General features: G+C 71.1%; 8 protein-coding genes. 7 read left to right on the top strand and 1 reads right to left on the bottom strand.

What is annotated here, in order from left to right; all coding sequences use genetic code 11:
* Positions 1-321 (top strand): hypothetical protein (locus VGD70_RS08065; protein WP_331079691.1); only part of this gene is annotated, 321 nt, incomplete at its 5' end.
* Between the two features lie 144 nt (positions 322-465).
* On the opposite strand, the gene VGD70_RS08060 is transcribed toward VGD70_RS08065, so the two are convergent.
* A complete protein-coding gene (locus VGD70_RS08060; protein WP_331079689.1) occupies positions 466-1,890 on the bottom strand; it encodes an MFS transporter in 1,425 nt (474 codons plus the stop codon).
* Between the two features lie 95 nt (positions 1,891-1,985).
* Here VGD70_RS08060 and VGD70_RS08055 point away from each other — a divergent pair, with 95 nt between their 5' ends.
* The 6 genes from VGD70_RS08055 to VGD70_RS08030 all read left to right on the top strand — a co-directional run bounded on the left by VGD70_RS08055 (position 1,986) and on the right by VGD70_RS08030 (position 7,620).
* Entirely contained in the window at positions 1,986-2,420 is a 435-nt protein-coding gene (locus VGD70_RS08055; RefSeq protein WP_331079687.1) for a MarR family transcriptional regulator, read from the top strand.
* Positions 2,421-2,537: 117 nt separating this feature from the next.
* Complete coding sequence (accD, locus tag VGD70_RS08050) at positions 2,538-4,214, top strand: acetyl-CoA carboxylase, carboxyltransferase subunit beta (RefSeq protein ID WP_331079685.1); 1,677 nt, start codon at positions 2,538-2,540, stop codon at positions 4,212-4,214.
* Between the two features lie 23 nt (positions 4,215-4,237).
* Positions 4,238-4,789 carry an acetyl-CoA carboxylase biotin carboxyl carrier protein subunit gene (locus tag VGD70_RS08045; protein WP_331079683.1) on the top strand — a complete coding sequence of 184 codons (552 nt, stop codon included), beginning with the start codon at positions 4,238-4,240 and terminating at the stop codon, positions 4,787-4,789.
* 21 nt (positions 4,790-4,810) lie between these two features.
* Entirely contained in the window at positions 4,811-6,160 is a 1,350-nt protein-coding gene (gene accC, locus VGD70_RS08040) for an acetyl-CoA carboxylase biotin carboxylase subunit (protein ID WP_331079682.1), read from the top strand.
* A 63-nt stretch (positions 6,161-6,223) separates the two neighbouring features.
* Positions 6,224-6,862 (top strand): TetR/AcrR family transcriptional regulator, encoded by a 639-nt coding sequence (locus VGD70_RS08035; RefSeq protein WP_331079680.1) that lies wholly within the window; start codon positions 6,224-6,226, stop codon positions 6,860-6,862.
* Complete coding sequence (locus VGD70_RS08030) at positions 6,859-7,620, top strand: SIS domain-containing protein (protein ID WP_331079678.1); 762 nt, start codon at positions 6,859-6,861, stop codon at positions 7,618-7,620. Before VGD70_RS08035 ends, VGD70_RS08030 begins: the two co-directional genes overlap by 4 nt.
* Positions 7,621-8,205: the final 585 nt, after the last annotated feature.

The raw sequence follows: 8,205 nt of genomic DNA, 5'->3' as shown, positions 1-8,205 counted from the left end.
GAGTTCCTTCCGTCCAGCCTGTACTTCGACATCGATCAAGCTCACGAGGTCGCCGCAGCGGCCTTGCTGGTCGTCGACGCCAACGGGGACAGCTACCAGTGGTTGACCCAGGGCGATCTCGGTCGCGATGACGTCGTGCTGATCATGGACCCGTACAACCCCGAGTACGCCAGGTTTCCGAAGGAGTCCGCCATCTCCGTCGCCCTCCTCCACGATGCCGCAGCCCAATGGGCTTTCGGCGACGAGCTGCCGCCCGCCGCCTCGAGCTGGAGGCCAGCTACTGAGGATGAGGTGGGATGGCCCGTTGGCGCGGGCTACTAGACAAAGCGGCCCCCGCTCACCGCCAGCGGGCACAGGGGGTTGTTCGTCGGGTGGGACAGCAAAGTTGCTCATTATTGCTAGCGCGGGCCGCCCTGCCATAGCTGGCCGCCGCGGAGAGCGGTCTCGCCTGTGGCTGACCGTGCCCTACCAGCTGCCGCGGTGGTCGGGGATCGTCCAGATCAGTGGGACCGCCGCGATCAGCAGGATGGCCAGCACGACGAACGCGTGCGCCTGCGCCATCGCCGGGTTGCTGCTGTTCGCCAGCACCGCCGTCGTCACCGAGACCGCGATGATCGCGCCGCTCTGCCGGAACATCCCGCGCAGGCCGGCGATCGAGGCGATCTGGTCCGGCGCCAGCTGCAGCCCCGCGTTGTTCGACGCCGGCACCGACATCCCCATGCCGATCCCCGTGATCCCCGACGAGATCGACAACCAGAGGTAGCCCGAGATCCCCGGCGGCGGCAGGGCCATCAGGAACAGGCCCAGGATGAGGATGCTGAAGCCGAACAGCATCGGCAGCCGGTGGCCCAGCCGGCGCAGGGCCAGCACGGCCAGCGCCGCGATGCAGATCATCCCGACCCCGCGCGCGGTGAGCAGCGTGCCGGCCGCCAGCGGGTCGAGGTCGTAGCGGTCCTCGGCATACAGCGGCACCAGCGCGGCGAACCCGATGGCCGCCCCGCCGAACAGCAGGTTCAGCACGTTCATCGTGCCGAAGCCCCGGCCCGCGATGAACGCCATCGGGATGAACGGCGCCCGGTGGCGCATCGTGTGCCGGACGAAGAGAACAGCCGTCCCGACCGCGGCCAGCTCCGGCACCAGGAACCACGGGCTCGTGAACCCGAGGTCGAGGTTGGTCAGCCCGTACATCGTCGACAGCATCAGCGTCGCCAGCAGGGCCAGGCCGCCGAAGTCGATCCGCGCGGCCGGCTTGCGGGGCGACTCCGCGATGAGCTTTGCCGACAGCACGAGCAGCAGGATCCCGATCGGCACGTTGACCAGGAAGATCGTCCGCCAGCCGGCGTAGGTGACGATGATCCCGCCGAGGATCGGGCCGATGATGCCGCCGATCGGGAAGATACTGGTGAACATCCCGACCGCGCGGTCCCGGTGCCGGCCGAAGTGGTCGGCCACGATGCCCGTCGCGGACGGGATGAACGCGCCGCCGCCGATGGCCTGGACCGCGCGCAGCGCCACCAGCAGGTAGATGTTGGACGCGAACCCGCAGGCCAGCGAGGCCGTGGTGAACACGCAGATGCCCACCAGGAACACCCGCTTGCGGCCGAAGTGGTCGCCGAGCTTGCCCGCCATCGGCATCGCGATGATCTGGCCCAGCGAGTAGACGGTGATCGTCCAGCCGCTCCAGGTCAGCTCGGCGCCGAGATCGGTCTGGATCGCGTTCAGCGCGGTGGCGACAATGGTCTGGTCGACCGACGCCATGAACAGCGCGATCGCCACGACCGCGAAGACCACGTGGCGGCGAGGCAGCGGGTCCGCGCCGGCCAGCTCCGAAGGGACGGTGACGGCAGGGACGGCGGCGGGGACATCTCCTCGTACGCTTCCTGTCCCCATGTAGCCGATACTATTTGCTTGCCGACAAGCAATCAATCGAACTGTGACTATCCCAACTGACCATCCCGACTGACCACCCCCAACTGGAGGCAGAGGTGGACGCCGAAGCAGTGACGAGGTTGCGCCGGGTCATCGGGAGGCTGGCCCGCCTGCTCAACGCGTCGTCCTCGGGCGAGGGCCTGACTCCCACCCAAGCGTCCGTGCTGGGCCTCGTCGCCTACCGCGGCCCGCTCGGCCTGGCCGAGCTGACCGAGCTGGAGGGGCTCAACCCGACCATGGTGTCCCGGCTCGTCTCCAAGCTCGACGCCGACGGCCTGGTGCGCCGCCGGCCCGACCCGGCCGACCAGCGCGTGGTGCTGCTGGAGGCCACCGACGCCGGCCGGCAGACCCACCAGCGGATTCTCGAGGCCCGCACGGAGACCGTCGCCAAGATCCTCGACGGGCTGTCCCCGGACGTCGGCGACGCGCTCACCGAGGCGCTCCCCGCGCTCGAGGCCCTCGCGGAAGGACTGCGCACCAACCGCCGGTGACCAGGCTCACCGGCGATCTCCAGCGGTCGTCACCACCGACTCAACCGATCCTTGAGCCGACTTGGAGTCAGCAGGGCGAATCTCGCTTCGACGCCTAATGAACCAAGGAGGGCCGCCGTGACCGCTGCCGCTGACGCAGCCGGGACCGCAACCTCAGCCGAGCCGGTCGAATGGGTGAGCTGCCGCCAGTGCCGCTCCCTGGTCTATGACAAGCGGTTGAGCCGGAGTCTCCGAGTCTGTCCCGACTGTGGATACCACGGCAGGGTGAACGCCCGCCAGCGCATCGACCAACTGCTCGACCCGGGCACCGTGACGCTGCTCGACCTGCCGGTGCACTCCGCGGACCCGCTCGAGTTCACCGACTCGAAGCCCTACCCGGCACGCCTGGCCGACGCCCGGCGCAAGACCGGCCTGGACGAGGCGGTGCTGTGCGCGAGCGGCAGCATCGAGGGGAACCCGCTGGTCATCGCGGTCATGGACTTCGAGTTCATGGGCGGCAGCCTCGGCGGCTCGGTCGGCGAGCTGATCACGCTGGCCGGCGAGACCGCCATGGAGCGGGGGGTGCCGCTGCTGATCGCCACCGCGTCCGGCGGCGCCCGGATGCAGGAGGGCGCCGTCGCGCTCATGCAGATGGCCAAGACCAGCGCGATGCTCGGCCGCCTCGACGAGGCCGGCCTGCTGACGATCACGCTGGTGACCGACCCGACCTTCGGCGGTGTCGCGGCCTCGTTCGCGACGCTCTCCGACGTGATCATCGCCGAGCCCGGTGCCCGGCTGGGGTTCGCCGGCCGGCGGGTGATCGAGCAGACGATCAAGCAGACGCTGCCGCCGGACTTCCAGACCGCCGAGTTCCTGCTGGCCAACGGCTTGATCGACATGATCCGGCCGCGCCAGGAGCTGCGCCCCACGCTGGCCCGGCTGCTGTCGATGGGCACGCCGGTGCCGCGCGACCACGTGATCGCGGCGGAGGCGCCGGCCGAGGACGCGGCGGAGGCCACCGGCGGCGAGCCGTGGCACGTCGTCCAGCGGGCCCGCGACCTCAACCGGCCCACCACGGCCGACTACTTCGGCCTGCTGCTCGACGACTTCGAGGAGCTGCGCGGCGACCGGCTCGGCGCGGACTGCCCGGCGATCGTCGCCGGCCTGGGCCGCCTCGCCGGCATCCCGGTGATGGTCATGGGCCACCAGAAGGGCCACACCGCGGCCGAGCTCGCGGCCCGCAACTTCGGCATGCCGACCCCGGCCGGCTACCGCAAGTCCGCCCGGCTGATGCGGCTGGCCGCCAAGCTCGGCATCCCGGTCATCTCGCTGATCGACACCCCCGGCGCCTACCCGGGCAAGGAGGCCGAGCAGCACGGCCAGGCCATCGCGATCGCGGAGAACATCCGGCTGATGGCCGCGCTGCCGGTGCCGGTGGTCAGCGTCGTCACCGGCGAGGGCGGCAGCGGCGGCGCACTCGCCCTCGGCGTCGCCAACCACGTGCTGATCTGCGCCAACGCGGTGTACTCGGTGATCAGCCCGGAGGGGTGCGCCGCGATCCTGTGGAACGACCCGACCGCCGCACCGCGCGCCGCCGAGGCCCTGCGCATGACCTCCGCCGAGCTCCTCCCGCTCGGCGTCGTCGACCGGATCGTGCCCGAGCCGGCCGGCGGCACCCAGGCGGACAACGTCGCCGCCGGGCAGCACCTGCGGGCCGCGCTGCTGGCCAGCCTGCGGGAGCTGCTTCCGCTCGACGATACCCAACTCATCGCCGACCGCCGGGCCAGGTTCCGCGCGTTCGGAGCCGGCAGCTGATGACCGACCCGGGAAGGCAGGACATGACTCAGCGACTCCCCCGTGCCGTGCACAACACCAACGGGCACACCGCGTTCGACGAGCACGGTCGCGAGCCAGGAGACGAGCGCCAGGAGATCGAGGGCGTGCTCAACGCCGTGCTGCAGACCGCGGCCGACCTGCTCAGGACCTCGCCGCGGCCGCCGAGCACGCTCAACGTGCGGGTGGGCGACGTGTCCGTGGAGATGGGCTGGACCCCGGCCGCCGCGGCAACGGCCGCCGACGGCGCCGTCGCGCCGGTCACCGCCCTCCCCGTGCCCGCGGCCCCGGCCGAGCCGGCCGGCCCGACGCTGAACGCGGCCACCGTCGGCACGTTCTACCGCTCGCCCTCACCGGGCGCGCCGCCGTTCGTGGCCGAGGGCGACGAGATCGCGCCCGGCCAGCAGATCGCGATCATCGAGGCGATGAAGCTGATGCTGCCCGTGGAGGCCGAGTGCGGCGGGCGCATCGAGGAGGTGCTGGTGGGTGACGGCGAGGGCGTCGAGTACGGCCAGCCGCTGTTCCGCCTCGCCGCCGACTCCGACCTCGCAGCCTGACCCAGCCCGGAAAGGTGCACGATGTTCGACACGATTCTGATCGCCAACCGGGGCGAGATCGCGGTGCGCGTGTTACGCGCCTGCCGTGAGCTCGGCGTCCGCACGGTCGCCGTCTACTCCACCGAGGACGCCGACTCGGCGGTGGTGCGGATGGCCGACCAGGCCGTGCGGATCGGGCCCGCGCCGTCCCGGCAGAGCTACCTCAACGCCGCGGCCGTCATCGAGGCGGCCCGGATCACCGGCGCGGACGCGATCCACCCCGGCTACGGGTTCCTGTCCGAGGACTCCGACTTCGCCGAGGTGTGCGAGGCCGAGGGCATCACGTTCATCGGCCCGCCGCCGGAGGTGATGGCCCGGCTCGGGGACAAGACCTCCGCGCGGGCGGCGATGACCGAGGCCGGGCTGCCGCTGCTGCCGGGCAGCGTCGAGCCGCTGGCCGACGCCGAGTCCGCGAAGCGGCTGGCCGACGAGATCGGCTACCCGGTGATCATCAAGGCGGCCGCGGGCGGCGGCGGGCGCGGTATGTCCATTGTGGACATAGCGGCCGACTTCGCGCGGACCTACCAGCAGACCAAGGCCGTCGCGCTGCAGCTGTTCGGCGACGGCCGGGTCTACGTCGAGCGCTACCTCCCGTCCGCGCGGCACGTGGAGATCCAGGTGCTGTGCGACACCCACGGCAACGCGATCCACCTGGGCGAGCGGGACTGCTCGGTGCAGCGGCGGCACCAGAAGCTGGTCGAGGAGACGCCGGCGCCCGGCCTGCCGGCCGAGCTGACCGAGCGGATGGGCGCGGCCGCGGTGCGCGGCGCGCTCGCCACCGGCTACGTCGGCGCGGGCACGTTCGAGTTCCTCGTGGACACCGAGAACGACTTCTACTTCATGGAGGTCAACTGCCGCATCCAGGTCGAGCACCCGGTGACCGAGATGGTGACCGGCGTGGACCTGATCGCCGAGCAGCTGCGGGTCGCCTCCGGTGAGCCGCTGCGGCTGCGCCAGGAGGACGTCGTGCTGCGCGGTGCGGCGATCGAGTGCCGGGTCAACGTGGAGGATCCGAAGCGGAACTTCGCGCCGGCGCCCGGGACGCTGACCGAGTTCACCCCGCCGGGCGGCCCGTTCGTCCGGGTGGACACGCACGGCTTCACCGGCTACAAGGTGCCCGCGTCCTACGACTCGCTGCTGGCCAAGGTGATCGCGTGGGCGCCGAACCGGGAGCAGGCGATCGCGCGGATGCGCCGCGCGCTGGCCGAGTTCCGGGTCGAGGGGCCGGGTGTGCACACCACCCGCGAGTTCCTCGACGAGGTGCTGGCCGACCCCGAGTTCGCCGAGGGCAAGCACGACACCTCGCTCGTCGCCCGGCTGACCGAGGGCTGAGGGGTCTTCACGTCTCCGCGGTGTCCCCAGTAGCCTGGATCGGTACCGATTGGGGGTTTGCGGATGGCGGGAACCGGCGCCGTGGCGCGCCGCACGTACGGCGGACGCTCGGCCGGCGAGCGGCGTGCGGAGCGCAGGGAACGACTGCTCATGGCGGGTCTGGAGCTGTTCGGCACCGAGGGCTACGCGGCGTCGTCGATCGAGAAGCTGTGCACGCACGCCGGGGTGTCCACGCGCAACTTCTACGAGGAGTTCGCGAGCCGCGAGGACCTGCTGATGGCCCTGCACGACCGGATCATCGAGCAGGCGTTCCAGGCGGTGTTCGGGGCGTTCGAGGACGTCGCCGAGGCACCCATCCGCGAGCGTTTCACCCGCGCGGTGCGGGCGTTCGTCACCACCACGGCGAGCGACCCGCGCTGGGCCCGGGTGTCCTACGTGGAGGTCATCGGGGTCTCCAACGCGGTCGAGCAGCACCGGATCGCGTGGCGGGAGAAGTGGGCGCGGTTCCTCGTGGCGGAGGCCGAGCGGGCCGTCGACCGGGGTGAGGCCGAGTCGCGGGACTTCCACCTCGGCGCGGTGGCGTTGATCGGGGCGGTGAACGAGCTGGTGCACCACTGGTCGATGAGCGGCGGCAAGCGCTCGCTGGACGACGTGATCGCGGAGATCGTCCGGGTCGCGACGGCGGCGGTGACGGCCCCGTGACGCTGTCCATCGGTGCCGAGTCGAGCGCGGCGGAGCTGCTGCGCCGGCTCTCGGAGGTGGCGTCCTCGTCGTCCGCCCAGGTCGCCGCGGCGGCGTCGCTGTTCGCGGACTGCGTGCGGGCGGACGGGGTGATCCAGGCCTTCGGCACGGGCCACTCGCAGGGCACGGCCCTCGAGGTGGCCGGCCGGGCCGGTGGGCTCATCCCGACGAACCGGATCGCGCTGTCGGACCTGGTCCAGTTCGGCGGCGAGGACCCGTCGGTGCTGGCCGATCCCATGCTGGAGCGCCGTGGTGATGTCGCCGGGCGGCTCTACGAGCTGGCCGCGCCCCGGCCGCGGGACCTGTTCGTGATCGCGTCGAGCTCCGGGGTCAACTCGGCGGTGGTCGAGATGGCGCACGTGGTCACGTCCAACGGCCACAAGCTGATCGCCATCACGTCGGTCGAGCACTCCACGTCCGTCCCGGCGCGCCACGAGTCCGGCAAGCGCCTGGCCGACTTCGCCGACGTGACCCTGGACAACGGCGCCCCCTTCGGCGACACGCTGCTCGCGCTACCGGACGGCACGTCCGCCGGCGCGGTGTCGTCCCTGTCCGCGGCCCTGCTCGTCCAGATGGTGGTGGCCGAGACGGTCCGCCTCCTGCTGGACAGCGGAACGATCCCCCCGGTCTACGTCTCCAACAACGTCCCGGGCGGCCTCGAACGCAACCTGGCGCTGGAAGCCCACTACGCGGGCCGCATCCGCCGCACCGCGAGCTAGCGTCCCGGCTGGTCCGCCTCCCCGGGATTGAAAGTGTGCGTTGCGTCCCGGCGAATGGTGTGGGTGTCGGGGTGGATGGTGGCTGGGTGCCGTCACTAGTCCGCCTCCCCGGGATTACAAGTGTGCGTTGCGTTCCAGCGAATAGTGCGGGTATCGAGGTGGATGGTGGCTGGGTGCCGTCACGGTCCCCTGAGGTTCCGGCAGTCGGCGCAGGACTAGTCCGCCTCCCCGGGATTTAAAGTGTGCATTGCGTCCCGGCGAATAGTGCGGGTATCGGGGTGGGTGGTGGCTGGGTGCCGTCACGGTCCCCTGAGGTTCTAGTCCGCCTCCCCGGGATTGAAAGTGTCCGTTGCGTCCCGGCGAATGGTGCGGGTATCGGGGTGGGTGGTGGCTGGGTGCCGTCACGGTTCCCTGAGGTTCCGGTGGTCGGCGCGGGACTTCACCCGATGATCTACGAGACACCTAGTCCGGCCGTAATCCCTGGTTAAGAACCTGCGCGTGGCGAACCGCGTCAATGCGGTGAACCAACCAAATCGGCAGGACGGGGATGCCATGTCCATGTTCGACACACCGGACCGGGACGGA

This window comes from Actinophytocola sp. (assembly GCF_036402745.1).
GTDB lineage: Bacteria > Actinomycetota > Actinomycetes > Mycobacteriales > Pseudonocardiaceae > Actinophytocola.
The sequence above is the reverse complement of the archived record's forward strand: the minus strand, read 5'-3'. Positions and strand labels throughout refer to the sequence as shown.

Bases quoted from the DNA above. Each gene is read 5' to 3' on its own strand.
- VGD70_RS08035 (WP_331079680.1), top strand. From the start codon at position 6,224: ATGGCGGGAACCGGCGCCGTGGCGCGCCGCACGTACGGCGGACGCTCG.
- VGD70_RS08045 (WP_331079683.1), top strand. From the start codon at position 4,238: ATGACTCAGCGACTCCCCCGTGCCGTGCACAACACCAACGGGCACACC.
- VGD70_RS08060 (WP_331079689.1), bottom strand. From the start codon at position 1,890: ATGGGGACAGGAAGCGTACGAGGAGATGTCCCCGCCGCCGTCCCTGCC.
- accC (WP_331079682.1), top strand. From the start codon at position 4,811: ATGTTCGACACGATTCTGATCGCCAACCGGGGCGAGATCGCGGTGCGC.